Annotated in this window: 2 protein-coding genes; both read right to left on the bottom strand. The window is 60.1% G+C overall.

Translation table 11 applies throughout. The annotated features are described in order from the left end of the window. Window positions 1-231: 231 nt before the first annotated feature. Complete coding sequence (locus DWY79_RS22425) at window positions 232-507, bottom strand: hypothetical protein (RefSeq protein WP_057327319.1); 276 nt, start codon at window positions 505-507, stop codon at window positions 232-234. Window positions 508-511: 4 nt separating this feature from the next. After that, a partial coding sequence (locus DWY79_RS22640) for a hypothetical protein (protein ID WP_122369636.1) occupies window positions 512-991 on the bottom strand: 480 nt, incomplete at its 5' end.

Here is a 991-nt window from a genome sequence, read left to right on the forward strand (position 1 = left end):
GCGGGCGTGGTGCGTATCACGAGCCATCCGCAAGCGGCGGCCTCGTTGTATTTTTCCGTGTCACGCTTCCAGCCCTCGGGGCGGAAGTGGCGACCGCCGTTCCATAAGCCGCCCTCCACCTCTATGGCTACGTGGGCTTGAGGAATGGCGAAGTCGAAACGCCACTCACGGGTGGGGTGGAAGGGGAACTCCCGTTCCACCCGCAGCCCCGTGTAGCGTAAGACGGCCTCGCTAAGCGGCGAGTAGTCCGTTCCCATCAGTCAGGAGTTGTTCGGCCTCTCGGTCCGTGTCGCAGATCTCCACGTAGAAGGTTCCCATCCGGTTGTCGAAGGTGATCCATTTGCGGATGCGTGGCTCGTAGTAATACCCGTACTCGTTTCCCCGTGCGAAGCGGTAGTTGCGTGAGCGGCTCTCGCCCGAGGCGAGGTGGAAGAAACAGGCGGCGGCTTGGTCGCCCAGCAGACAGCCCTTGGCCGTCGGCGTGATAAGCGTGGATGCGTGTGTCATGGTCTTAGGCGGCTGTGTTAAGAGGTTCGTCACTCGTGTTCCCGATCTCGACGAAACGCTCCATGCCGAGGCGCTTGCCTTGCGTGATGTATAGCAGTGCCTCACGCTCGCATAGCGAGAGGTCTTCCAGCAGGCGGTCTATCCATGCGTACTCGTCCCGCCCGAGGTGGAGCCGGGCGGCGAGGTTGACGGGGCAGGTGTTATCGTCGGCACGGTTGACGGCGTAGATGGTGAGCAACTCCGAGTCGCCGGACGGCTGGCGGTAGAAGCCCTCGGCCCGGAGGCCGGGGAAGCAGGTGCCGCAGATCTTCTCCACGTGGAAGTTTAGGTTCGCCATGGCCAACGTAAATTCCTCATGGATAGGGCACTCGTTCTGGTAAGAGGTCTGGTAGCTGTCGGCGGTACGCTCATCGTACACCTCGATCGTCGCTTTCAATTTGTTATCCTTGATGGATACTTGCTTGATTTGTTTGATATTAGACAT

Source organism: Parabacteroides sp. AF27-14, assembly GCF_003635425.1.
Lineage (GTDB): Bacteria > Bacteroidota > Bacteroidia > Bacteroidales > Tannerellaceae > Parabacteroides > Parabacteroides distasonis.

Bases quoted from the DNA above. Each gene is read 5' to 3' on its own strand.
- DWY79_RS22425 (WP_057327319.1), bottom strand. From the start codon at position 507: ATGACACACGCATCCACGCTTATCACGCCGACGGCCAAGGGCTGTCTG.